The sequence below is a fragment of the Dolichospermum lemmermannii CS-548 genome, from assembly GCF_028330815.1.
Lineage (GTDB): Bacteria > Cyanobacteriota > Cyanobacteriia > Cyanobacteriales > Nostocaceae > Dolichospermum > Dolichospermum lemmermannii.
This window is the reverse complement of the sequence record NZ_JAQMTJ010000294.1, coordinates 59,932-84,901: the sequence shown is the minus strand read 5'-3', so window position 1 is coordinate 84,901 and position 24,970 is coordinate 59,932. Positions and strand designations below refer to the sequence as shown.

The 24,970-nt window shown below is 37.5% G+C and carries 27 protein-coding genes and 1 pseudogene; 13 read left to right on the top strand and 15 right to left on the bottom strand.

Features of this window, described 5'->3' with window-relative positions; genetic code table 11:
* Positions 1–138: 138 nt before the first annotated feature.
* A pseudogene (locus PN450_RS20855) lies at positions 139–324 on the bottom strand (urease accessory protein UreH domain-containing protein); the annotation flags it as partial.
* Between the two features lie 357 nt (positions 325–681).
* On the opposite strand from PN450_RS20855, the gene PN450_RS20850 reads away from it, so the two are divergent.
* The gene (locus PN450_RS20850) at positions 682–1,356 is read left to right on the top strand and encodes a response regulator transcription factor (protein ID WP_271837431.1); all 675 of its coding nucleotides are present in this window, start codon (positions 682–684) and stop codon (positions 1,354–1,356) included.
* On the top strand, positions 1,356–2,594 hold the full coding sequence (locus tag PN450_RS20845) for a HAMP domain-containing sensor histidine kinase (protein ID WP_271837430.1): 1,239 nt from the start codon (positions 1,356–1,358) through the stop codon (positions 2,592–2,594). The genes PN450_RS20850 and PN450_RS20845 overlap by 1 nt, the downstream gene beginning before the upstream one ends.
* 186 nt (positions 2,595–2,780) lie before the next feature.
* Here the strand turns inward: PN450_RS20845 and PN450_RS20840 are convergent, their stop codons facing one another.
* Together PN450_RS20840 and PN450_RS20835 are read right to left on the bottom strand one after the other, a co-directional pair.
* A complete protein-coding gene (locus PN450_RS20840) occupies positions 2,781–3,038 on the bottom strand; it encodes a hypothetical protein (protein WP_271837429.1) in 258 nt (85 codons plus the stop codon).
* Positions 3,039–3,109: 71 nt separating this feature from the next.
* A complete protein-coding gene (locus PN450_RS20835; RefSeq protein WP_271837428.1) occupies positions 3,110–3,322 on the bottom strand; it encodes a hypothetical protein in 213 nt (70 codons plus the stop codon).
* 350 nt (positions 3,323–3,672) lie between these two features.
* Between PN450_RS20835 and PN450_RS20830 the strand changes: the two genes are divergently transcribed.
* Complete coding sequence (locus PN450_RS20830; protein ID WP_271837427.1) at positions 3,673–4,503, top strand: hypothetical protein; 831 nt, start codon at positions 3,673–3,675, stop codon at positions 4,501–4,503.
* 250 nt (positions 4,504–4,753) lie between these two features.
* On the opposite strand, the gene PN450_RS20825 is transcribed toward PN450_RS20830, so the two are convergent.
* Entirely contained in the window at positions 4,754–6,613 is a 1,860-nt protein-coding gene (locus PN450_RS20825; RefSeq protein ID WP_271837426.1) for a serine/threonine-protein kinase, read from the bottom strand.
* Between the two features lie 111 nt (positions 6,614–6,724).
* Entirely contained in the window at positions 6,725–8,266 is a 1,542-nt protein-coding gene (locus PN450_RS20820) for a YcjF family protein (protein WP_168633233.1), read from the bottom strand.
* Positions 8,267–8,441: 175 nt separating this feature from the next.
* Here PN450_RS20820 and PN450_RS20815 point away from each other — a divergent pair, with 175 nt between their 5' ends.
* The 4 genes from PN450_RS20815 to PN450_RS20800 all read left to right on the top strand — a co-directional run bounded on the left by PN450_RS20815 (position 8,442) and on the right by PN450_RS20800 (position 12,272).
* On the top strand, positions 8,442–10,151 hold the full coding sequence (locus tag PN450_RS20815) for a sensor histidine kinase (protein ID WP_271837425.1): 1,710 nt from the start codon (positions 8,442–8,444) through the stop codon (positions 10,149–10,151).
* Between the two features lie 87 nt (positions 10,152–10,238).
* Complete coding sequence (locus PN450_RS20810) at positions 10,239–10,736, top strand: hypothetical protein (RefSeq protein ID WP_271837424.1); 498 nt, start codon at positions 10,239–10,241, stop codon at positions 10,734–10,736.
* 112 nt (positions 10,737–10,848) lie between these two features.
* Positions 10,849–11,541, top strand: a complete 693-nt coding sequence (bchM, locus tag PN450_RS20805) for a magnesium protoporphyrin IX methyltransferase (RefSeq protein WP_168694886.1) — start codon at positions 10,849–10,851, stop codon at positions 11,539–11,541.
* Between the two features lie 464 nt (positions 11,542–12,005).
* A complete protein-coding gene (locus PN450_RS20800; RefSeq protein WP_271837433.1) occupies positions 12,006–12,272 on the top strand; it encodes a DUF7219 family protein in 267 nt (88 codons plus the stop codon).
* Here PN450_RS20800 and PN450_RS20795 read toward each other — a convergent pair.
* The 6 genes from PN450_RS20795 to PN450_RS20770 all read right to left on the bottom strand — a co-directional run bounded on the left by PN450_RS20795 (position 12,236) and on the right by PN450_RS20770 (position 16,973).
* Positions 12,236–12,391 (bottom strand): hypothetical protein, encoded by a 156-nt coding sequence (locus tag PN450_RS20795; protein ID WP_271837423.1) that lies wholly within the window; start codon positions 12,389–12,391, stop codon positions 12,236–12,238. The genes PN450_RS20800 and PN450_RS20795 overlap by 37 nt on opposite strands.
* An 11-nt stretch (positions 12,392–12,402) precedes the next feature.
* Positions 12,403–12,597: a hypothetical protein gene (locus tag PN450_RS20790; protein ID WP_323294571.1), complete on the bottom strand. Its 195-nt coding sequence runs from the start codon at positions 12,595–12,597 to the stop codon at positions 12,403–12,405.
* Between the two features lie 59 nt (positions 12,598–12,656).
* Positions 12,657–13,817 carry a glycosyltransferase family 4 protein gene (locus PN450_RS20785; protein WP_148762413.1) on the bottom strand — a complete coding sequence of 387 codons (1,161 nt, stop codon included), beginning with the start codon at positions 13,815–13,817 and terminating at the stop codon, positions 12,657–12,659.
* 172 nt (positions 13,818–13,989) lie between these two features.
* Entirely contained in the window at positions 13,990–15,144 is a 1,155-nt protein-coding gene (locus PN450_RS20780) for an NAD-dependent epimerase/dehydratase family protein (protein WP_271837422.1), read from the bottom strand.
* A gap of 355 nt (positions 15,145–15,499) precedes the next feature.
* Entirely contained in the window at positions 15,500–16,006 is a 507-nt protein-coding gene (locus PN450_RS20775; protein WP_271837421.1) for a hypothetical protein, read from the bottom strand.
* Between the two features lie 10 nt (positions 16,007–16,016).
* Positions 16,017–16,973 carry a patatin-like phospholipase family protein gene (locus PN450_RS20770; RefSeq protein ID WP_271837420.1) on the bottom strand — a complete coding sequence of 319 codons (957 nt, stop codon included), beginning with the start codon at positions 16,971–16,973 and terminating at the stop codon, positions 16,017–16,019.
* Between the two features lie 23 nt (positions 16,974–16,996).
* On the opposite strand from PN450_RS20770, the gene PN450_RS20765 reads away from it, so the two are divergent.
* From PN450_RS20765 to PN450_RS20755, 3 genes are all read left to right on the top strand, one after another.
* Complete coding sequence (locus tag PN450_RS20765) at positions 16,997–17,125, top strand: hypothetical protein (protein WP_271837419.1); 129 nt, start codon at positions 16,997–16,999, stop codon at positions 17,123–17,125.
* A 156-nt stretch (positions 17,126–17,281) separates the two neighbouring features.
* Positions 17,282–17,572: a nucleotidyltransferase family protein gene (locus tag PN450_RS20760; RefSeq protein ID WP_039200188.1), complete on the top strand. Its 291-nt coding sequence runs from the start codon at positions 17,282–17,284 to the stop codon at positions 17,570–17,572.
* A complete protein-coding gene (locus PN450_RS20755) occupies positions 17,562–17,912 on the top strand; it encodes a HepT-like ribonuclease domain-containing protein (RefSeq protein ID WP_271837418.1) in 351 nt (116 codons plus the stop codon). The genes PN450_RS20760 and PN450_RS20755 overlap by 11 nt, the downstream gene beginning before the upstream one ends.
* A 29-nt stretch (positions 17,913–17,941) precedes the next feature.
* On the opposite strand, the gene PN450_RS20750 is transcribed toward PN450_RS20755, so the two are convergent.
* From PN450_RS20750 to PN450_RS20735, 4 genes are all read right to left on the bottom strand, one after another.
* On the bottom strand, positions 17,942–18,385 hold the full coding sequence (locus PN450_RS20750) for a DUF29 domain-containing protein (protein ID WP_271837417.1): 444 nt from the start codon (positions 18,383–18,385) through the stop codon (positions 17,942–17,944).
* An 87-nt stretch (positions 18,386–18,472) separates the two neighbouring features.
* Entirely contained in the window at positions 18,473–19,447 is a 975-nt protein-coding gene (locus tag PN450_RS20745) for a diguanylate cyclase regulator RdcB family protein (RefSeq protein ID WP_271837416.1), read from the bottom strand.
* Positions 19,448–19,456: 9 nt separating this feature from the next.
* Positions 19,457–21,316: a P-loop NTPase family protein gene (locus tag PN450_RS20740; RefSeq protein WP_271837415.1), complete on the bottom strand. Its 1,860-nt coding sequence runs from the start codon at positions 21,314–21,316 to the stop codon at positions 19,457–19,459.
* Positions 21,317–21,445: 129 nt separating this feature from the next.
* Positions 21,446–22,096 carry a dynamin family protein gene (locus PN450_RS20735; RefSeq protein WP_271837414.1) on the bottom strand — a complete coding sequence of 217 codons (651 nt, stop codon included), beginning with the start codon at positions 22,094–22,096 and terminating at the stop codon, positions 21,446–21,448.
* Positions 22,097–22,472: 376 nt separating this feature from the next.
* On the opposite strand from PN450_RS20735, the gene PN450_RS20730 reads away from it, so the two are divergent.
* The 3 genes from PN450_RS20730 to PN450_RS20720 all read left to right on the top strand — a co-directional run bounded on the left by PN450_RS20730 (position 22,473) and on the right by PN450_RS20720 (position 24,915).
* Positions 22,473–22,820 (top strand): slr0373 family blue light stress response protein, encoded by a 348-nt coding sequence (locus PN450_RS20730; protein ID WP_015081377.1) that lies wholly within the window; start codon positions 22,473–22,475, stop codon positions 22,818–22,820.
* A 90-nt stretch (positions 22,821–22,910) separates the two neighbouring features.
* Positions 22,911–24,422: a stress-responsive protein Ycf46 gene (gene ycf46, locus PN450_RS20725; protein WP_271837413.1), complete on the top strand. Its 1,512-nt coding sequence runs from the start codon at positions 22,911–22,913 to the stop codon at positions 24,420–24,422.
* Between the two features lie 142 nt (positions 24,423–24,564).
* Entirely contained in the window at positions 24,565–24,915 is a 351-nt protein-coding gene (locus tag PN450_RS20720; protein ID WP_015081375.1) for a DUF1257 domain-containing protein, read from the top strand.
* Positions 24,916–24,970 lie beyond the last annotated feature (55 nt).

The window sequence follows — 24,970 nt, the reverse complement described above, 5'->3', positions numbered from 1 at the left end:
CTAATAGTAAATACATTTCAAAAAATTAATTTTTTGAGAAATTTTTGGTGTGGGCTTTAATTCTCAATAACCAATACTTATTGACAGAACTGTTACTGTTACGTACTTTTAGACTTTTTATTTACATCGAACTCAGGTGACGAAGGCATAACTTAACATTCGCCCTAAATTTAGTAATGTATGAAATTTTAATTGCTGTTGCCAACTCGGATTTTCCTGCTGCTTGGACAGAGAAAAAGCTACAGTCAGGGGTCCACACATCCCAAAGCAATGTCCAAAACTGCCTAGAAACCCCAGAAGCGTTATGAGTAATAAATCTAGCATATTGATGATGGGAACTGGGAATTGGCAATTGGGACAGTATACCTTTTACATCTCTTATCATGATGTTTATGTGTTTGAAAAGTATATGGCGATTAGAAAGATGCCTCCGGCTCCCGTCAGGGATACGCTACTACACAAACTAAGTCCACCTGCGTGGACTAATCAAAAATCAATGTTTTTAACCCACGCAGGTGGTCACTGAGCTTGTCGAAGTGTGGGTTTTGTCTGTGTAGACGCGGTTTCCAACCGCCCAGAAATGTATGAATTTAGATTTTTCAGAGGTTCGGCACAAATTATTATTAATTCTACGTCTACTTTATTAAAATAAATTCTTTTAGAACTAGTCTTGCCATTAACATGAAAATATTACTTGTAGAAGATGATCAACGGATTGCTAAACCCTTAGCGGAAGATTTAAAACATCAACGTTATGTTGTAGATATTGCTAAAGATGGAATTGAAGGTTGGGAATATAGTCAATCAACACAATATGACATAATTTTATTAGATTTGATGTTGCCAAAGTTAGATGGAATTAGTTTATGTAAACGCTTACGATCAATAAAATATAATGCCTTGATTTTAATGCTTACAGCCAGAGATACTACAGCAGATAAAGTAATTGGATTAGATGCAGGGGCTGATGATTATTTAATTAAACCATTTGATTTAGAAGAATTAACAGCCCGTGTTCGAGCTTTATCTCGCAGAAATGCAGAAGTTCGTCCATCCATATTAGTTTATGGTAAATTACAACTAGATCCTGTTAGTTACCATATTAGTTATCAAGGTCAAACTCTCTTATTAACACCTAAAGAATATCTGATTTTAGAGTGTTTCATGAAAAATCCCCAGCAAGTCTTAACTCGTACATCTCTTTTAGATAAATTATGGGAATTTGATAAAATTTCTGGGGAAGATACTGTTAAAACTCACATCAATAATTTACGCAAAAAATTAAAAGTGGTTGGTGCATCTGAAAAAATTATCGAAACTGTTTATGGGATAGGATATCGTTTAGGAAATAACTAATGCTGTGGATAATTAAATATCGCTTTTTGTTCTCATATTTGTTAGTAGTTGGTTCAGTATTAGGAGTATTTACATTAGCAGTCAGAATTTTTGTAACTCAAAGTCTTGAACAAGAAATTACCGAAAAATTAATTGATTTAGCGGAAGGTGCTGCTGCTAGTTCAGAATATAATAATGGTAAAATCAAAATAGATAGTGAGTTTCCTATTCAAGATATTATCAATCGTGATCAAGGTTTACAATGGTTTAACCGGAAAGGCAATTTTCTGCAACAACAAGGTGAAAATTTGCCAAATTTACCTCTTTACCCTCATGTAAAAAAACAAATTCAATCAGGTAAAAGTCCAATTGTAATAATTACATTACCAATCATTGGTAGTGAAGATGGTAAACTAATTGGATATGTAAGAGCTAGTCAATCACTCAAAAATCTCAATAAAACTTTAAATAAACTTGACTGGGGTTTAGGAGGAGGAATTTGTTTTGCTTTACTTATTAGCGGTTTTGGTGGAGTATGGTTAACTCGTCAATCTATGCAACCAATTGAGGAAAGTTTACAAAAACTTCAACAATTTACTGCTGATGCTTCTCATGAACTCAGAGGACCATTAATGGCAATTAAAAGTAATGCTTCTGTCGCAATTAAGTATCCAGAATCAATTCGAGAAACAGATTTAGAAAAATTCCAAGCCATTCTCAGTGCGACAACACAAATGTCTAGTTTAACCGAAGATTTATTGCTTTTAGCGCGGACTGATATTATCCCCAATCAAGATCCAAGTTTTGTTAATTTAGGAGAAATTTTAGATAATTTATATAAACTATATAAACCCCAAGCTGAGGCTAAACAAATTCAGATAAAATTACAATTAGATCAAGATTTATATGTACTTGGTGATTGCGAACAATTAAAACGATTATTTACTAATTTGCTGGAAAATGCCATTAACTATACTTCTATTAAAGGGACAATTGAAATTACAAATCGTCGGTTAGGTTCTCATCTCTACGTCAGTGTCAAAGATACAGGTGTAGGAATTGCTCTAGATAATTTGGAAAAAGTTTTTGATAGATTTTGGCGAGCCGATGAATCTCGCACTTATAATTGTGGTGGTTCTGGTTTGGGTTTAGCTATTGCTCAAGCTATTGCTAAAAAACATGGTGGATTAATTACTGTTAAGAGTGAATTGGGAATTGGTAGTTGTTTTACAGTCCGCTTATTATCTACTTCAAAATGAAGTATTTCTAAAAATCTATCATTAAAAAATTAGATTGGGTTTAATAATTACCCAACCTAATTAAATGATAAAAACTAAATTGTTAAATACATTCTTGACTGATAAAATATTGCATCACCTGATAAAGTTATTCTATTTCACAGGATGATGCAAATCGTAGGTAAAAGGGTAAAATACAAGAAAAAATTATTTTTTAGGTGGTGTGGTATGTGGTGTGGTATGTGGTGTGGTGGGTTTAGCTGTGGGTTTAGTTGTGGGTTTAGTTGTGGGTTTAGTTGTGGGTTTAGTTGTGGGTTTAGTTGTGGGTTTTTTACCTTTTTTTGTCACTGAGTGGTGGTGATGATTAGATTGAACTTCGGCTGCAAAAGCATTCTGACAGATTCCACCCAAAGTTAAGAAACTGATTAAACCAAGACTGAAAATTGCTTTAGTTGTGCTTTTCATTGTTTTATATTCCTTGATGTTGATTTTGTGTAAGACTATGAGTTGTGAAATGTTAAAAAGTGGAAACAGAATTATTTGTTAACTGAAGTATGTTTAATTGAAGAAATATTTTTCTTACCATGAGCTGCTTTATGTTTGTGGCTTTTAACTGTGTGTTTTTTGATCATTGAATGGTGATGATTATTAGCTTTAGCTTCAGCAGCAAAAGCATTTTGACAGATTCCACCCAAAGTTAAGAAACTGATTAAACCAAGACTGAAAATTGCTTTAGTTGTAGTTTTCATTGTTCTATCTTTCCTAGATGTTTATTTTGTGCAAGATTGTTTTCTTGCGTACTTTTAACTATAGGAAGTAAAAGTAAAGAAGTTGGAAAGATTTTTAAATAGTTTTAAATAGGTTAAAAAATCCAGAAAGATATATATACAGGGGTTTCCAATTATATGAGTTCCATCTTAGCCCCCTCAATCCCCCTGCAACGGCGGGAAGAAAAGGATAAATTTTTGATATTGGCGGGGGTTGGGGGTGGGGTTCTTGTATCTCCTATGGAATGTGTAACCCTATCGCTTAAATCTTTTCAACTTCTTGACAATCATGATTTACGATCTGGTTTAATACTTGTATTAAATCTATGGCAATGAAAAAGTTAATAAAACCAGTTATTTTTGTACCTTTGTTGGTCATATTAGGATTTTATGGCTTACTAAAAGTTATATTTAATAATGAAGTGCGATCGCCAGTTGCAATTATGGTTCAATATGACAATAATATCGAGAGTAGCGATATTTTCAATAATTGGGAATTAATTAATAATAATTATATATATAGCAATTTACCGAAACGACAAGAACTAGCAATCAACCACCTTCTCCTAGAAAAATTACCAAATATTGATAGTGCTGAAAATAAAAATCATTTTTCAGATGATTTAACTAAAATATCTCAATTAAGTCAACATATTTATAAATTAGCAAAAATTACCCATTGGAGAAAAGCAAAAGCTGAGAACAAAAAATTACAGATATTAATCAAGAATTTAAACCCGAAAATCCGCCAATTTACAAAACTAACTAATAAAATGTATTTATTAGATAACGCTATTGATAATAAAGATGCCCAAATAGCAATGCGTACTGCTAATCAAATTACTTTTATCGTTGCTAAAATGAATAAAAATTTCTCTAAAAAAATACCAGTGGAAGTTACTTTATTAAACTACTATGAACGAGAATTAGAAATCTGGATTCCCACAGGAAATAAACCCTGGTTAAGTAAAACATCGAAAAATATAAATCGCACTTGGTTATCTATTCGTCCTTTAGTTTTAGCTCATGGTGATACAAGAGAAGCACATAAATTTGACCTGTTAATAAATACTCTTAATCATGCTTCGTTATTTAATGAGTATACACAAGTTACCACTTTATTACAAAAAGAACAGGATAATCTAGAAAAAGTATTTCAATGATCAAATAGAGATGAAGCAAAGATTTATAAAGAATCACCTCCAGCTCAAAAAATAACTGGAGGCTTTAAAGACATTGGAATGTGGACTAGTTCAACTGTAAATCTAACTTGATCTTTAGAAGATTGTCTCTGTCTATAGGAAAGTTTAAATTTAATTTATTTCCGTCTAATTGAATAGTTGACACTTTCAGCGGCTTTAGCCACTGAGATTCTACTGATAGAATTAGATTAAGGGATTCTGCAAGTCGGAATTATCGCACAAAGACATTCGCGTACCCAGAATAGCAATGCAACAACGTAAAATAACCATTGGGGGAATTGGTAAAATTATCTTCTATTCCCCATTTCTCAGCTTGATTACGAATATTTACTTCCTGTAAATAATCTTCTGGTTGAAGAGATACTCTCCGCTGAATAGGAGTGTTTTGTCTTTCAGCAAGGGGAACTGTTTTTAGGATAGCTAATTCTTGTTGCTGATTACGTAGACGTAACTTGTGGGAATATTCTTCTAGTTTGACTCTTGCTTGTGCATAAGCTTCAGCATCTTTAGGAACTCTTTCCAGTAGTTTAATTGCTGCGAAAAAGTTACCTATACAGGCTTGATTGTGAGCTTGATATAAATAGTATCCTGATCTAACTTGACGTTTTTGATTGTACTCAGCTAATTTCTGTTTAACCATAGCACCAGCAGAACTTTCTTCAGGTATTTGCTGTAGATAATATAAAGCCGTTGAGAAATCTCTCTCCTCGGCTTTTGCATAAGCTTTGGCTAATAAGGATTGTGTTTGGGCTTCAATATTTAATTTTGCTTGTGCAACTAGGGGCTGAATTTTCGATTGCCAATATGAATTAATTGGAACTTTAGGTGCATGATATAATACGTCTGTCCATCGTCGTTCTTTTAAGGCTTTTTCAGTGAGAACATAATGTTCTGCATCTTTTTGCCATTGGTTTTGCCATTCTTCAATTGAAGCTTGAGCTTCTGGATAAACATTACTATTAAGGGGGATTGACCGAGCTAAATTAATGGCTTTTTGTAGATCTCCAGATTGATATCTGGCTATGGCTTTATATAAAATTTCTGTAGCTGAGTAAGCTTGAGAACTATTAAATAAAGAATATACTCCCAATCCTAGCAGAACCGAATTAATTAATAAACCTAATCGCAGTCCGGCTAGTAATGGTTGGGATTTTTGATCTGTCGTTTCAATAGTTTTATCAGATAATTGAGACTCTGCTATTTGTATTTCTGCTGGGCTATTGTCCCATTCTATATGCTGGAGTAACCATAGTGCTTCATTGGCAGATTGAAATCGTTCTTGGTGTTGATAGCGGATCATCTGATTGAGGAAAGCAACTAAATAATCATTCATAGAGGTGTCATGATCACACCAAATAATTTCATTAGTTTCAGCATCAATTTCTAATTCTAAGGGAGATAGTCCTGTAATAGCTTGAATAGCAATTATTCCCAAGGAATAAAGGTCACTATTGGGTTGGGTTTGACCAATAAATTGTTCTGGGGGAATGTAACCTAATGATGTGACAGGAATTTGATCTATGGAAAATTCTGTGTCAATACTAGAGTATACTGGTTGAATTGAGCCAAAATCAATTAATACTAATCTGGCATCTATAGCTCGTCTAATTAAGTTTTCTGGTTTAATATCACAATGAATAAAGCCTTGAGAGTGAATAAATTCAAGAATAGATAAAGCATCTTCTAGAAACTTAATAATATCAACTTGACTCCATTTACCATGACTTTCAGGATCATGAGGTAATTCTGCTGCTAAAGACTCTCCAGGAATAAATTGTTGGACTAAATAAAACCGCTCATTTTCTTCAAAATAGGTAATAAGTTCCGGAATTTGGGGATGACGACCTAAATGTTTGAGGGTTTCAGTTTCTGTTAAAAACCGCAATCTCCGGTGGTCAAAATAGGAAGTAGATTGATAGTGATTCACCTTCAATTGTTTAACAACATATCTGGGTTTTTCTGGGTGGTACATATCCACAGCAATAAATGTTTGTGCAAACACTCCTGCACTAAGTGGTTGCACAATTTGGTAACGATCTTGTAATACTTGGCCGATCATCTGATTGGTCATGATCTAGTTAGTCAGAAATCCTTATATATCTTTTCTGACATCGGCTGCTATTTTCCGGAATTATAGACAATAATTCAGTATGTGAAATATTCAATAATTATTTCAGTATTTTTACTTATAATCTTCTTTCTCTGCAAAGGTATCAGTTAAAGGTTTGACGACCTTAGCGATCGCTTCTTGGACAAAAACTTTGATAAACTCATCGCGGCGATTAATCTGAAACTGTTGTTGCACAACTTCTGTCATTCCCCCATCACCCCAATCTTGATCATGACGAAAATACTCGATAAAGCTTTTCCCAGCAATGCGGGTTAAATATGCGGCTGTCACTCCTTGAATTGCCCTTCCCACAATAAAAGTAGCCACATTAAGTTGCAAAGCCGTTGATAATAATTCAATTGCCCCTTTAACGATACCTAAACCAGCAATAGTTTTTCCTAAAGATAGGGCTAATTCTTTACCTCGTTCCATGTTTAAATCACAACCATAAAGCCTGCCAATTTCTACTACCATTTGGGCATTAACAGCAGCGGTTGCGAGTAAATCTACCATCGGTAATGGTGTGACAGAAACTACGCCCGCGCCAATCCATTGATAACGATCTACAATTTTATCAGCTTGGCGACGACGTTGAGAGTCTATAAGTTTGCGAGCTTCTTCTCCTAAGCGCAGAGATTGTAAGAGAATATTATCTGCTACTAAATCTTCACCTTCAGCGCGTAAAATAGAGGCCATGCGCCGTAACAAGGGGATAATATCTGCTTCTGGTTGGAAGGTTTCGCCGGTTTCTAATGCGGCTATTTGGGGATTAGCAGCGATCGCTACCACATCATTAGTAGCAATAAAGCTGCGTACCCGTTCCCGCAATCTGGCTAAGATCACTTCTATATCAGTCTCCGTGTATAAATCTGTTTTATTCAGCACTAAAAGCGATCGCTTACCAATTTCCGCTAAACCCCGCAGTGGTTCATATTCAGAACGCCGTAAATCATTATCTACCACAAATAACAATAAATCCGCTTCTGTCGCTAAAGCCCTAGCCAGTTGTTCCCGTTCCGTACCCGCTACCCCCGGTTCTAAAATCCCTGGAGTATCAGTAATTAAAATCTTCCGTTCCAAGCCCTTCAAGCGCAAACAATAGGTTTCTCCCACCTGAGTTGTTCCCATTGGGGCATTCACCTCACCAACTATCCGCCCCATAATCGCATTTACCAGAGAAGTTTTACCGGCACTACCCGTACCAAAAACCACAACTTGAATTTCCCCTCTCGCTAAATTCGTTTCAATTTCCTTGGTGCGACTTAGCAAAGCTTGACGTGTCACCTCATCTTGAATTTGGGCTACCTGTTGTCGTACCGCTTGCAGAGTCGAAGAAGCCGCATCAGATTTAGCCGCAGGAATTTGGGCAGAAGTCACTCTTGGGCGTTGACGACGGGATTTTGCCTCTCCCTTCCGCAGCACCAATACATAATAAACAAAGGCAGCAATTAAACCACCAATCAGTAAAACTAGCAGTAATAATAGTAAATTACCCAACAGCGGAGAATAGGACAACTGCCAGTACAACCGGGAAAGAGAATCAATTAGCCATAGGGTTAACGCCAAAATGACGATCAGGCCAACAATTAGTGTAACAATACGAGACAAGGGCATGAATGATAAAATTTAGGATCTATACAGTGTTTTTCTCAGCGAGAAAGTAAAAAGCCACAATTTTTGCTAAACTAACATTCAGTTTGTGTGCAGTGTTCCCTTAATGACCGGCTATTAAATTCCGCATTTTTTGTCTCACCCCAATTCATGGGAAAGTTAAAGGCCGAGTCACAATATGAACTTTATCTCTGAATTTAAACATTTTAGCTCTTTAAAAAAATTATTCCCTTCCTTGAGGATCAGACAAAAAATTGTCTTGGGGTATACTCTTTCCCTGGGAATAGCAGTTTTAGGTACATCTGGAGGGTTATTAGTAGGTAATAGCTATTTTCAAAGAGCTAGAAATAAGACAATCTTAATCAATAAAGAAGATATTTTACTCAATAATTTACAAAGAGGAATTTTAGGATCTTTCATCCATCAACAAAAGATTATAGCAACATTAGATCAACCAGACAAGTTACCCAAAGAAATCGCTGAATTAAACACAGAAATAGATAAATTAGAAATTCAATTTACTAAATTTCAAAACTTTACTCAAATCCAGAAAAATGGTAATTTGTCCGATTGGAGTCAAAAATATCAACGAAATATCAACAGCTACATCCAATTACTCAAAGAATTAGTCGAAGAAGTTTCTCAACTGGATGCACAATCAAATAAAAATCCAGAAATAAAGCAGTTAATTTTAAAAAAATATCAAATTAAAAATGTAGAGAAATTTTCTGACTTTGCTTACAGTTTAGAAACCCTAAGAGAACCCATTAAACAAACTAAAGAACAAGCAAATTTAGCTTACAATCACGCATTAAAAGTACAAGATGTGATTATTATTGTGAGTATGGCAACTTCCATATTAATAGCTAATATTCTCGCTTTATCCACCAGTAAAATTATTACTCAACCAATTTTAGAAGTTACTAATATTGCTCGAAAAGTTACCAATGAAGAAAATTTTGATTTACAAATATCTATAAATATTCAAGATGAAATAGGTGATTTAGCCAACTCTTTAAATCTCCTAATTCAACAAGTAAAACATCTTTTAGAAATACAACAAGCTGAATCCCAATCTAAACTAATTCAAAGTGAAAAAATGTCCAGCTTAGGGCAAATGTTAGCTGGTATTGCCCATGAAATTAATAATCCTGTAAACTTTATCTCTGGCAATTTAATTCACGCACACAAATATGTTGATGATTTATTCAGACTTCTGAAAACATATCAATCGGAAATTCCCCAAGCACCACCACAAGTGCAAGCTGTAGCGGAAGAAATTGATTTAGAATTTTTAGCAGAAGACATACCTAAACTTTTTCAGTCTATGACAATTGGCGCAGAACGAACTAAAGAAATTGTTCAGAGTTTAAAAGATTTTGTGCGTGTAGATGAAAACAAATCACAATTATTAGATATTCCTTTTTGTCTAGATAGTACATTATTAATTTTGAATAATCGCCTTAAAAATAAAATTAGCGTTATCAAAAACTATGGAGAAATTCCCCAAATAACCGGTTATACAGGATTATTGTATCAAGTTTTCATGAATCTTTTAAGTAATGCTATTGATGCTATAGAAGAAAAATCTGCTCAAAATTTAGAATTTTCACCAGCAATAAACATAACTACTGAACGGCAAGAAAATGACTGGGTATTAATTAAAATTATAGATAATGGTTCAGGTATTCCTCTAGAAAATCAGCAGAAAATATTTGAAAACTTTTTCACCACTAAACCCAGAGGTGTTGGGACTGGTTTAGGTTTAGCAATTACCCATGAAATTGTGGTTAAAAAACATCAGGGGAAAATTACTTTTCATTCTGACTCGAATCAAGGTACAGAATTTACCATATTTCTCCCAATTTATCATTCATCAAGATCATGATCTTGATTTTATTCGGTGACTCCTGATTGCTCAATTCTGCTGTATTATTAATAATTAGGAGATATTAAAAACAACAGGAAAAAATTAATGGGACTGTTTGATCAAATTCTGGGTGCGGTTAGCAATTCCAATCAACCAGGTGGTTTGGATAACTTGATAAATATTGCTACCACAGTGAAACAATTAGGTAATGGCATTGGTGCAGACTCTTCCACCATGCAATCAGTTTTATCAGTAGTTGGTAAACAAGTACAATCATCTTTACAGGCAAAACAAACCAGCGACGGAAGTGAATCTGTACAAGATTTAGTCAATCAATTTGCCGGTACTTCCGCTGATTCCCAAGCTGTAGATACCTTATTTTCTCCAGATATTCAAGCAGAAGTAGCGAAAAATGCTGCCCAGGGTACTAGCTTAGATGTGAATAAAATTCAACAATTATTACCAAGTTTAGTGCCTTTAGTCTTGAGTTTCTTACAATCTGGTGGTAATCCATTACTAAATCAATTTCTAGATGCTGACGGTGATGGTGATGTGGATATTGCTGACGCGATTAAATTAGCTAGTCGGTTTTTAAGAATTTAACAGTTTTGCGTAATTCCCCACCCTCAACTTACTGATGGGGACGTAGAAACACCATCTTCAACGAAGTAAGATGGGGTAGTTCATGAATTGTGAATAACTAACAATTGAGTTTATGACCGCAGCCGACGATAAAACAATAGTCCGCGAATACTTCAACTCCACAGGTTTTGATCGGTGGCAACGCATCTATGGTGATGGTGAAGTCAACAAAGTCCAGCTAGATATTCGCACTGGACATCAGCAAACTGTGGATAATGTCATCGGCTGGTTAAAAGCTGACAACAATTTACCATCATTATCAATTTGTGATGCTGGTTGTGGTGTGGGTAGTCTGAGTATTCCTCTGGCTATAGATGGTGCTAAGGTCTATGCCAGCGACATTTCCGCTAAAATGGTATCAGAAGCCCAGGATAGGGCTGTCATGGCTTTGTTCAATACCGTAAATCCCTCTTTTGCGGTACAGGATTTGGAATCTTTGAGTGGCAATTATCATACCGTCATCTGTCTAGATGTTCTGATTCATTATCCTCAAAACAAAGCTGATGAAATGATTTCTCATCTATGTTCTTTAGCTTCAGACCGAATCATTCTCAGTTTCGCCCCGAAAACCTTCTTCCTGACTATCCTCAAAAAAATCGGTACTTTCTTTCCTGGTCCGAGTAAAACCACTCGCGCTTATTTACATCGTGAAGCTGATGTAGTCAAAATTCTGCGAAAAAATGGCTTTTCAGTCCAAAGACAAGCTATGACGCGGACAAGCTTCTACTTTTCCAGTTTATTAGAAGCAACTCGTCCATCTGCTTAGGTGGCAAATTACAATTGATACTTCATATTCCCGATTTCTTAGAGAAGTCGGGAATTTTGTTATATTTCAATTTAAATGTATTATAATTGGAGCTTGCAAGGAAAAAATTTTTCCAAGTCTTGCAAAAAAGAATATATTAATCTATCTTAAGGAATATATTAATGACTTATTGAATTCAATAGAATATGTTGTTAATAAATTAGAGAATAACTAAACGTGAATCACTGCCTTCAATCTCTACTTATGGGATCACGCCACGCTAAACTATCAGCAGGATGTAATAATTTTATCCATACCATTCTGAAAAAATAGAGGAGCCGTGGGGATTTTCCTCAAGGCAATGTGGGATACCACCTTTATCAACTCAGTTGGTAATGTTGTACTGGACATTCACGATATCTCAGCTGTCAGGGAATGTCTCGGTTAAAAGTATCAGTAGTTGAGTAAATGGAGAAAAAAGAATGATGAGTAAAGAAGATTTTCTCTATCCCCGTGGTCGCTATTATGGTCATGTAAAACCAGAAAACTTGGTATTCAACGCGAACTTACAGGAATTTGCCCAGAAAGTCAGTTATATCTGCAATTTAGAAACAGGTGGTAAGATCTCACCAGATGAGGCTTATTATCAAATTAAGTTACTTTGGAAGCAATTAAAGCACTCGAAGAAAGAACTGAAAATCGGTGAACAACCTTTTCAAAGTAACGGTTCTGAAGAAGGAACTGACCACTGACCACTGACTACTGACAACTGACAACTGACAACGGACAACTGTACGGGCGAAGCATTTGGAGAACTATTTTTGGCAATGACCGATAATTTATCTTCCAAATGCTTCGCCCCTACTGACAACTGACCACTGACTACTTCGTGATGATTGTCCAAACACCATCCCAGGACTTTGGTGGTGGTATTTGCTGGTACTTATAGGCGCGTTCTAAATGGATATGAACAGCCTGATTTGTCGGTTCGATGACTTGAGCTAATTTGAAGCGGGCGATCGCTTGGGTAAAATCCCTTAATATATAAGCATTGCGGCCAGCCTGGTAATGGTGCAAAAATTCCTGGCTGTATGCAATTGAATGAGGTGGAAAATTTAGAGAAAAAGCCAGCCCTCTTATTCTCGCTTCTGACTCCTGACTCCTGACTCCTGACTCCTGTGACTATTTAAGATTATTTTTTGATAATAATCTTCAAGTTGTTGTGTAGCCGATGTCCATCCCCATTTTTCTGCTTCTGCACGGGCATTTGTGCGGATAATAGTGATTTCCTCCCGTTGTTTCAACAGACGGATTGTAGCATTAATCGCTTCTTGAATATCGGCTTGCGGATCAAAAAGATATCCGTTAACTCCATCTGTAACAATATCAGGGATGCCTCCAGAACGGGCAGCTACCACAGGACACCCTGCGGCCATAGCTTCTAGCAGAACTAATCCCAGTGTTTCTGTGCGGGAAGGAAAAATAAAGGCATCAGCACTGGCAAAAGCCGAACCTAATTCTTTACCCATCAGATAACCGACAAAATAAGTATTTGTCCCGGCAAAGTGTTTTTCCAAAGTTTGTCGGTGGGGTCCATCGCCGACTAATGCTAATCTGGCATCAGGAATGGCTTCTAGAATGGGTTTAATACGTTCGATTTCCTTCTCAGCAGAAAGACGACCAACGTACAGTAACAAGGGGCTATCTGGATGATTTTGGGATAAGCGCGATCGCATTTCCGCACTGACTAAATCAGGATGAAATAATTCTGTATCTACCCCCCGTTGCCATAAATCACATCTTTCAATTCCATGGGCTGAAAGTTCCTTTACCATTGCCGTAGAGGTACACAAATTTAACTCAGCCTGATTATGACCAGCTTTAAGCAACTCCCATAGTAACCCTTCTAACATCCCTAAACCGTAATGTTGCAGGTATTGGGGCAAGTGGGTATGATAAGAAGCCACTAAAGGAATTTTCAGAACTTTACTATAGAAAATCCCTGATAATCCGAGAACTGCGGGATTAACAACATGAATAATATCTGGTTTAAACTCTTCCAAAGCATGACCAATTGCCGGGCGAGGCAGTGCCATTTTTAACTCAGGATAGAGAGGTAAGGGAAAGCCACTAACTCCGTAAACTTTCGCACCTTTATGTTCAGTGATGCCACCTTCAGGGGCAAATACCAGAACTTGATTGCCATGACGTTGTAAATGGTCAACAGTATGGCGCAAGCGGGTTACGATGCCATCAACTTTAGGTAAAAAGGTTTCTGTAAATAGGGCAATTCTCATAAAAAGAAGGAGGTAGGAGTCAGGAGTCAGGAGTCAGGAGTCAGGAGTCAGGAGTCAGAAGTCAGGAGGTAGGGGCGCAGTTAGGAGTCAGGAGTGGAAAATTAATCTACTGTTGCCTCTTACGCTCTTTCTATCACCTGTCACCTGTCACCTGTCACCTGTCACCTGTCACCTATTTTCTATGCCAAGAGACTTTGGGAAGAATTTGTTTGTGATCAACCCGGTTCTGATACTTGACGGAAAAGTTTAATAGTGAATCAAGTAGAGAATCCGAGAGTAAATGCGGTTGTAAACCCAAATCCAAGAGTTTGGTGTTTTTGGCGTTGAAATAGTGTTCTTCCTTCTCCACTCTGGGGTTGTCTATATGGTTAATATCCACATTCAGTCCCATAGCGTTACCGGCTTTTTTCACCATCATTGCCAAGTCACCGACGCTAAATAGTTCGGTAAATTGGTTAAACACACGGAATTCTCCTGGTTCGGCAGGATTAGCGATCGCTAATTCAATACATCGCACCGTATCCCGAATATCCAAGAAGCCACGAGTTTGTCCACCTTTACCGTAGACGGTGAGGGGATGTCCTACAGTTGCTTGAATACAGAAGCGATTCAGTGCTGTACCAAATACGCCATCATAATCCAGGCGGTTAATTAACAGTTCGTCCATCCCCGTTTCGTCGGTTAAGACACCGTAAACTATCCCTTGATTTAAGTCTGTAGCCCTTAAACCCCAAACCCGACAAGCAAAGTGGATATTATGGCTATCATGGACTTTGCTCAAGTGATACATAGAACCAGGCTGCTTAGGATAGGGCAAAGTATCCTTGCGGCCGTTGTGTTCAATCGTGATGTATCCTTCTTCAATGTCAATGTTGGGAGTTCCATACTCACCCATTGTTCCCAATTTCACCAAATGGCAATCTGGGAAATCCTCCCGCATAATGTACAGCAAGTTCAACGTGCCAACCACATTATTGACTTGGGTAAGAACAGCGTGTTCACGGTCAATCATGGAAAATGGCGCTGAACGCTGTTCACCAAAATGCACGATTGCAGTTGGTTGAAATTCGTGTAAGGCTTTGTGCAGAAACTCGTAATTAGTAATATCGCCGATAAACAGATCAATAGACTTGCTAGTCAAATCCTGCCACCGCTGGAGACGTTGCTGAATTGGTGCGATTGGGGTAAGAGTTTCTACACCCAATTCATTATCCCAATGTCGCCGCACCAAACTATCTAAAATTCCAACTTCATAACCTCGATTAGAAAGGTAAAGCGCGGTTGCCCAACCGCAATACCCATCACCACCAATTACCAGGACTTTCATCTTTACCAGTTTTTACTCGCTGATAGCTAAATCTACCAGGTTTTGTGTCCCTTCTTCATCATTAAATTCTGATCAAGACAGGAATCAATTACAGCAGGAGTCACCGAGTCAGGCTTAACAAACCTGCCCGGAACTTAAGTTCCGGTCTAAAAGCTAAAGTGCGTTAAAACGCACTCTGGTTAACTCAAAATCAAAAATTATCCTATTTATAAGAGCATCCGGTAAGCGTAAAACGAGCGCGGCTTGGCTCCCTGAGAGTGTCAATATGCTCCAACAGTCGGTTTTAACCGACTTTAGCTTTTAGACAGGGAATTTATTCCCTGGCTGGAAGGGACATCAATTTACGTTAAGTTGACTATTGACTAATTTTATACTCCTGGGCAATGTAGTAAAACAGCCGATAATAATTTTGAAAGTCTTTGCTGCCGCTTTGTCCTTGCCAGTGATACTCCAAGTTCTCTTGGCTAATAGTCAATTTAATCACAGTCACCTTTTCCCCCGCTTCTACAGCTAATACCCCAGAAAACCCCTGATGAGTCCGAAAATTAGGGACTGGCTGGGGATTTTCAGTTGCGAATTTCAATAAAGGCTTACTTGCATAAGCGCGAATTTCTACGTTTTTTTTGTTTGGTGAAACTAAAGCAATACCATCACTGTTGTCTGGGTTTCCTAATTGCTGCCAAGTATGCGGATAAGGAAACTCAAAACCATAACGATTATTTCTATATATATTCCATCTTGTCTCTTGAAGCTGGGAGTTATTAGCATTACACCCCCAGGAGATCATCCCTATCCCCACACCCGAAATAATAGCGCACAGCGCCTTGTTTACTTGTACCGCACCCCAGGGCTGTTTTATCATTCAGTTTTCATTAATATATTGGTGGATCGTCTCTTAATCGCTTTGATGTTTCCTGAAGCCGCGCAAAACTTTCTTGGCGCGATCGCTCGATCATCAGTGTTTGTAAAATTGGTTCAAGAATCCGTTTAGCATCTTGATAACCCCGGTTTTGCAAGAGTTGAATCCGTTCGGGACTGAAATCTAATAATGTGTTAAGACCACCCATATCTTCCGTTGGACGAATTTCAATTATTGTTTGATTAGGGAAATCATGACGATTCCAAAGTTCCCCATTCCCTAAATGAATGACGATCGCATGAGTACAACCGCGATTTGCTAAGGCTTTGAGAGGGACATTATCACCTAGCCAACCATCAACATAATGCTTGTCATCAACCTGGCGTGACTTAAAGGCTAAAGGAATAGCAGCACTAGCGAGTAATGTTTGATAAATTTCTTCATCGGTTTTGGCTGATTGGACATGAATATATTCGGCGGATTGTCCAAGATTGGAGGCGATCGCATTGCCTATTGTGGGGACAATCTGACCTGCTTTGTGTGAAGATGGTAGGAAATTTTGTACTGAGGGAAACGCGGCTACCCAGAGTTCAATTCCTGCTCGCAATTGTTGAGGATTGATGGCGTAGCGTAAAAATTTATCCAGTGGGTTAGGATCACACAGAGATGCGTCTTCCTGTGAGAAATGTAAATATTGTGCTAAGGAATGCAGTGGATATTTAACTAACTGCCAGTTGATAATGTTGGCTTCACCTAGTTCTTTCCATAGTTGCCACAAGCGATCGCTTGATTGTTTAAATGATGTACCAGAGGCGAGGATCGCACCATTGAGCGCACCAATGCTCGTACCTGCAATCATCAGAGGGGCAAAGTCAATTTCTGCTAGGTATTTGACTACGCCTGATTGGTACGCGCCTTTAGCACCGCCACCTGCTAGTACCAATCCGAGTTTGATTTTGGCTTCTTTCATGTAATAATTAAAATTATTAATATATGTTGTCTGTATCTAATTTACCAGTGATTGATGCAGATGCGATAGCGAAGCGCGACCTAGGAATCGCTCATTGGTTGAACAAACCCGCCCGGAACTTAAGTTCCGGTCTCAAAGCTAAAGTGCGTTAAAACGCACTCTGATTAACTCCAAATCAAAATTTATCCTGTTTATGCCAAAGTAGTCGGTTTTAACCGACTTTAGCTTTTAGACAGGGAATTTATTCCCTGGCTGGCTACTATCTTAATCTCATGCCTAATTCAGACAAAACACATTAGGTAACAATCATGAATAGAGAATATTTAATCAACTTCCTGAAAAAAAACTTAACCACGATCAAAAGTTATGGTGTAACTTCCTTAGCTTTATTTGGTTCTTATGCAAGAGATGAAGCAAAAAATACTAGCGATCTTGATTTATTGGTAGAATTTCAAGGAAAAGTTACCTTTGATCAATATATGGACTTAAAATTCTTCTTAGAAGATAATTTATCTTTATCTGTTGATTTAGTAACTAAAAAAATGTTGAAACCTCAAATTATTAGTTCTGTAGAAAAAGACGCTATTTATGTCGCGTAGTTTAAAACTTTATTGTGATGATATTTTAATTAGTTGTGATAAAATTCTCCGTTATACTCAAGGATTAGATGATAATAGGTTTTTTGCTGATGAATTAAGATTTGATGCGGTAATTAGAAATTTATCAGTGATTGGGGAAGCAGTTAAACAAATTCCTCCAGAAATAAGAAATAAATATCCACATATTGAATGGCGCAAAATTGCTGGATTGAGAGATATTTTAGTTCATGCTTATTTTTCCTTAGAAGATGAGATTATTTGGGACATTATTCAAACTAAAATTAGTCCTTTGAAATCAGCCATTTTAATTATTATTTATTTCTCAAGAATTTTAAGTTAATGGAAAATGGCGATCGCACTGCTTTTATATTAAGCATTTGTGTCTGGGAAATAATCGGAGTCTATGATTTGCTCTGGGGTGAAGGGACATTCTAGGGGAAAGGTGGTTAAGGGTAGTTTTGTTTCCCTTGCGGCGTTTTTTCGTGCTTTCTGATAGCACTCGGATATATTCTCTTTGAAGAATGGGTTTAAGCTAGGACTGTTTTCTAAGACTAATTCGAGTTCATTTCTTTGGGTTATTATAGTTGAAGTCCAACTTTTTGTTTTCTTTTTTGATTGATATTTATACTTTAATAGGTGCATGATTAAAACAATTAATCGGCTTTTAATTTCCCGTTTGTCATTGCTCCCCATTGATTGAACTTCCTCGATTAAGTTTTCTATATCTAGGTCTTGAATTTGTCCATTTTTGAGTTGGTTAACAGTTTGTTCTATCCAAAGATTAAAGTCGGTTTCATACAGAGTGGTGGTCATGGGTTATTCTCCTAATCATTTTAGAGGGGATATTGTTTGTCTAGAAATGTTGGGTTTCCTTTTGTCAACCCAACCTACGAAGGGCGATTAGACTAATGTTATCAAATTTAATCTATCGTTTGCCGTTTCATTCACAATGCGCTCAACAAATTCTCTTTTGCTGGTTTCAGGATAAATCCAAGCATTTGGATAGTTACGACATAGCTCAAATGCGGCTTTTGCTGGGTCTTGGTGCGGCTGTTGTTTAGCTAATTCTAGGGTTTTACCAAAAGTGAATAAATAAGGCGTTTTTGCTATTCTTTGTTCGGAAATAGATTCTACTTCCAGCAAATAACCCGCAAGTTCTTGATTTTCTGGGGATGTTTCGCTATATGACAGGTTGAGGAAGTTGGTTAATGGAAAATCGCAATCGGGGATTGTGTTGTCCGTTGCAAGTATTCTATCGCTTATACTTTGACGCAGTTGGCTGTCTTTACCTTTGGTGATTAATCGTTCGTAATCACCGAGAGCATAATCTACTATTTCACGGGTGACAAAAGCAACTTGAATTGCCCAATGAAAGCCTTGATATGTCCGTTTTGACTGCCATGCGGCGATCGCATCTTCAATTCTATGCTGAACTTCTGTTCTATAAACTCGTTGTTCTAATTTCAGAATCCGATGTTCGTGATCTTCAACTTTGTATTGCAGTTGATTGACAATATCTTGAAGTAAATTAATATCCTGTCGCTGGTTGCGGATTGCTTGACGAGTTTCTATTAATTTTTCTTCAATGGTGATAATTGCATTATTACTAACATTCAAATTATTAGAAATATCTAACACCCAACTGTGGAAAGATTGCATTGATATATTGACATTTTTATCTATAGCAAGTTGACGTTTTCGATCTGCTCCTGTAAGGTTATCAAAAAACTGTCCGAATAATCCTCGCTTTTGGTGAAAACTAATTAGATCGTCATTGACTTGGATTGAATTTACCAAATCCACGAGTATTTTATCAGTAATAATAGGAATTTCAGATTCCTTTTCTTGAAGATAGTTAAAGTTAATAAGTGACATTTTTGTTTTTTATTTAATGTTATCGAAATACTTTTGCAGATATTTTAAGTCTTTTTCTAGATCAGCAGTTTTACCTAAAAATTGATTGTACTGACTTACAAAAATTGCATAGCTATTTTGTATTTTTTTGCTAGTTTCAATTGATTGACGCAAGTATTCCTCATATTCTTTAAATAAATGATAACGATTCCAAAGAATTATCGTAATATCTTCTCCCAGTGTTGAGACAAGGATCTTTTTTAACTCATCCTCGGACACCGAATGAAAATAAAGATTTATTACGGAGACAAAGGATGATTCTTTGTCTATGTATGAACTACGAATGCCACTTACTACTTCTTCAGAGAATAAATATACATACACGGTCTTTGTTCCTAATCTTCTGCTACTAATTTCGATTAATGTTGAATTTTGATAGGAATGATGACGATATGGATTAAGTGTATTCATTGGATCATATGATACATAACCTGTGTTTATAAAATCGGGCAAGTCTTCACCCCAATATATTTTTGCATTTCCTACTATAGTTGAGCTAGATTCATATTTTTTAAGCCGTTCCTCATATTTACTAATATTTGCTTCATAAGCATTGCATTTTTTCTTGACTACTTCTTTGGCATATTGATAGAAATCTGTGTATTTATCTTTATTCAATAAAAATTCTTGATTCAATTCTTTCTGCATTCTTTTGTGAATTTCATGAATAAATACATTGTCGGAATTTAAATAGTAATTGACATCTTCAACATATTGAGATTCGATATTTTTTAATTGATCAAACAATTCATCAAAAATTTTATTAATTTTAATACAGCAAATTCTATTAAAGTTTACGATCTCTTGTAGCATAGATACGTTCATGTATGTAGGGTTTATGATTACTAAATAATGACGACTATCTTCTGCTATATTCAATTTAATTAAGCGAGTACATAAAATGTCGAGCTGATGATCAAAAAACTTCTGAAATTCACTTTCACTTTCAAAGTCATGAAGGGCTGTGTGTTTTTTTTCTTGACTTTCGTTGAATATGCTGTTAATAGAAGAAAGAAATTCTTCCTGCCATTTAAGACTAGTATAAATTGATATTACTTCTTTCAACTCTGCTTCCACAAAGTTAATTTGCTCTTGTAGCTGTTGAATATGTCGCTCAAGTATTCCCTTCTGCTTGCTGAGACAAGACAGAAAAGAAGTAAATATCTGACTAATATCTTTTAACGCATACTTAATGCTAGGTACTAGAGGAGCGATCGCCTTCTCCATAAAATCAGCAAATCCAGACTTTTGCCAATACTTATTAGCGGCTTTATCCATTTCTGATAAGGAAATATTCTCTTTTCGATCTTCCCAAGAATCGCTATAATACTTTTGTCCAAGAGCCTCAAAACTCTTCCTTTTCCGTAATTCTGTTGGCTGATAGATTTCCTTCTCACGCTGAAAATTAGTAGCTAAAAATCCTTTAATAGCCGACATTTCAAAAACTCGATTTTGAGGATCATCAATTTCATATTTAGTTTTAACCAAATTTAAAATTTGTTGAGTAGTTAAATCTTCAGGATTATTAGGATCACGATCATCAATTTTATTAACAATGATATAAGTGCGATCGCGTCCCTTAATAGCAGCGATTTCATCCACCAACTTCTTAACTTTTGCTGGATCTGTTTGTCCAATTTTCGTATAATCCACCACCACCAAAACCAGAGAACTGGCTATGAGTCTATCCTTGACAACATTCACTAAATTTAAAGACTTATCCTCACTAGGTCCAGGGGTATCCACCAGCGCCAAAGTCCCTAAACCCGAATCTTTTAGAGATGATAATTGTCGCGGAAAAGGAACTTCAATCCGAGGAATTTCAGACAAAGAAGACAAAAATTCTGTAGCTAAGTAAGTTGGCGTTAAACAATCAACATATGTAACGAAATGTAAATTCGACAAATACCTTATAGATAGGTTATTTAAGGGTTTTTACGAAAAAAATGTATATTGATTTTATCGTGCCGACTTACTTACACCAAAAATACCGCACAACCGCAGTAGATCATTTATTCTGATTAATTCAGCTTGAATACCATTTGATTCTTCCACCTCAGATTGAGAAGAAACAGAACTACTGTTCAAAATTTCCCTAATTACATTCTCGCGGGGAAAATCATTTTTAGTAGCCTGTTCAACAGCTTCCTCTAAACCAATTTGTTGCAATTTCTGATGTAATTGTCGCCAAGCCTCTCGCAAAAGCGTCATCAAAGCCTTATCCAGAATCAACTTAGGACGAGTTACCTCACGAGAAAAAACAATCTCAGTGGGTAAAACCGTCATCGCATCATTACGACTAGGTAATAAATCCTGTCCTGCGATCGCATTAATAATAGTAGACTTACCCGCACTGGTTGGCGCAACAATCGTCATCGTCAATTCTTTACGCTTTATCCTTTCCAACTTCTCATTAACGTGCCTTATATCTTCTTCAATAGCCTTAATCTCAGCCCCCAACCGATTCCCACCCTGATTTTCAGCCAGCAATCGATCATGTTCTCTCAATATTGCACAACCTTCTGACATCACATTACCGACATGGGTAATCACATCAATAGCAGACTGGTGTAGTGCATCCGAATCAGGCTGTAAAAGGTTGTTAGACATAAATTAAGGATGTTAAAAAGCATCACCATCAACAATAATCTTAAAACGGCACAGGACGAAGCTAAACGACGGCAGATAATATTTTTACCAGATTATCACACAGCGGTATGTACTCTTTGTGAAATATATTTTAGACAAAATCATCAAAATCCAAACACAAATCCTGAAAATCCTTAAATCCTGGACATCCTGATTCAGACAAAATCCTGAAAATCCTTAAATCCTGGACATCCTGATTCAGACAAAAAAACCTAGTCAACCTAGTTATATTACGAAATGTAACAAAATTGCAGTTAAAACGCTTTACCATCTTGACAACTGAGAAAAGAGCCGATAAGGTGGTATACATACCCGGGTAAGACCACTAGAAAGTTGTATGCAAACTAAGCAAAAGGTTACGTTATATTTATCACCGGAACTGCACAGAAGACTTAAAATTCGTTCTGCTGTTGACTCAGAACCCATGTCAGACCTCGCAGAACGGGCGCTCAGTTTCTACCTGACCAACTCAGAATTAGTAGAAGAAATAGAAGCGTCTGCTCATGGGCGAACTCACCGGATTTATTCCTGTCCCACCTGTGAAACTTCACTCGTACTGCGTGATGGTGAACTCGTGAACTTGGGCAACCAACCAGGAATCATCGGACAAGACCATCTATCCATTGATGGTAGAGAAAAAGAAGAAACCCATCCCAAGGGTGAGGAAGAATTAGTTCCTTGTTAGATAGGAATTAATGATGATTAATAGTCTGGCTTAACGCCATGCGATCGCTGGTCGGTACTGTCTCTATAAGGTCTCAAGTAGGTCGATAGTATGAAAGAAGAGCTCAATATTTTAATTCAAGCTCAATACCCTTTAATCTACCTTGTGACCTCCGAGGAAGAGCGGGCAGAGCAGTCAATTTTTAAAGTCTCCCAAGATTTAAAACCCCCAAGACGAGTATATGTGTGGACAGTAACTCACGGTATCGTCGAGTACGGTCAACCTCGGAATACCACTCAACACAATACTGTTTCTCCCGAAGCAGCCATTGATTGGATTATTCGTCAAAAAGAACCCAGTATATTTATTCTTAAAGATTTACATCCCTTTATTGATGCGCCGGCAACAACCAGATCGCTCCGGGACGCGATCGCTAGTTTCAAAGGAACGCAAAAGAACATTATCTTAATGTCCCCTGTGCAACAAGTTCCGATTGAATTAGAAAAAGAAGTTGTTGTTTTAGATTTTCAATTGCCTGACATGGCTGAGTTAAATAAGGTTTTAACCGCCCATCAAGAGCAAAATCGTGGACGACGGCTGACAACCGAGGCGCGAGAAAAGCTACTCAGAGCCGCTTTAGGTCTAACTAAAGATGAAGCTGAGAAAGTCTACCGCAAAGCACAGGTAACAACTGGGCAATTGACGGAAAATGAAGTTGATATCGTTTTATCCGAGAAAAAACAACTCATCCGCCGTAACGGTATCTTGGAGTACATCGAAGAAGATGAAACCATTGATGCTGTGGGTGGCTTGGAAGAATTAAAAACTTGGCTTACCCAACGCTCCAACGCCTTTACAGAAAGAGCGAGAGAGTACGGGTTGCCCCAACCAAAAGGAATGTTAATTCTCGGTGTTCCTGGTTGTGGTAAGTCACTCATTGCTAAAACTACCTCCCGTTTATGGGGTTTACCAATTCTGAGATTAGATATGGGGCGGGTCTACGACGGCTCAATGGTGGGTCGAAGTGAAGCCAACCTGCGGAACGCCCTAAAAACGGCAGAATCAATTTCCCCCACGATTCTGTTTATCGACGAGTTGGATAAATCCTTTGCGGGTAGCGGTGGTTCTGGCGATTCTGATGGGGGGACATCAAACAGAATTTTCGGCTCTTTCCTCACCTGGATGCAGGAAAAGAAATCTCCAGTTTTCGTCATGGCGACTGCTAACCGCGTAGAACGCCTACCTGGAGAGTTTTTGAGGAAAGGTCGCTTTGATGAAATTTTCTTTGTGGATCTGCCCACACCGGAAGAACGTCAGGATATCTTCGGTATTCACCTGACTAAACGCCGGGAGGAAATTGCTAGATTTGATCTAGAACAACTAGCAAAAATGTCCGACGGCTTTTCCGGGGCAGAAATTGAACAGGCGGTCGTGGCGGCTATGTATGAAGCCTTCGCCCAAGATCGGGAGTTCACCCAATTAGATATTATTGCTGCATTGAAGTCTACTTTGCCGCTGTCACGAACGATGCAAGAACAGGTCACAGCTTTAAGAGACTGGGCCAGACAGCGTGCTAGACCCGCAGCCTCCTCTGTTGCTGAATATCAGCGCATGGAGTTTTAAAAGCTTTCCTCTGCCATGTCAGGGGGGAAAGGTTAGTCACAAGGCTAACAGATAGAAAAAAGCCGTTCCCAATTAATGCGGCTTCGCTGAAAAAGAACCGTTGTCGTTTTTCTCATCAATCTTCTTATTGGAGGAAACCCAAATGTCTCACTTTAGCACTCTGCGTACCAAGATCACCGATGCCGAAATTCTCAAGTCTTCTTTGCGCGACTTAGGTATCAGCGTCAAGACTGAAGCTGATGTTCGTGGCTATAATGGTCAGCGTCTCCGTTCCGACATCGTTGCTGTATTGGAAGGCGAGTACGACTTAGGTTGGTCTCGTAACAGTGACGGTTCTTTTGACCTCATTGCTGACTTATGGGGTGTTGCTAAGAAGCACAACCAGACCGAGTTGATTAACTCTATTAATCAAAAATATGCCGTTAACAAGACTTTGGCTGAAGTAAAACAGCGCGGTCTGCAAAATGCCAATGTTAAGTTGGTATTGCAGTAACAATTTCTGTAACGCGTTCCCAAAGTGAAACGGGTTAACCTTCTAATAAGCGGTT